1 protein-coding gene is annotated in these 235 nt (G+C 64.3%); it reads right to left on the reverse strand.

Features of this window, described 5'->3' with window-relative positions; genetic code table 11:
* A partial coding sequence (locus ACZ3HG_RS24900; protein ID WP_465335225.1) for a hypothetical protein occupies window positions 1-235 on the reverse strand: 235 nt, incomplete at both ends.

Here is a 235-nt window from a genome sequence, read left to right on the forward strand (position 1 = left end):
TGATTTGCGTATTCACCAGGAAGCTGCTGGCGAAATTGCGGCCGGACGTGCCGATCATGTAGGCGATCGTCAGCGAGAACGTGAAGATGTGCACGAAGGGATCGTTCGTCACCGCGAAGGCGATGAAGCAGGAGACCCCGAGCAGGGCCACGTGGGCGGCCGAGCCGACGGCGTAGCGCAGCTCCCAGGCCTTGGCCTCGTCGAAGGACATCGGCACGGCCGGGCGGAAGGCGTA

The organism is Erwinia sp. PME.40.26/001 (genome assembly GCF_055556675.1).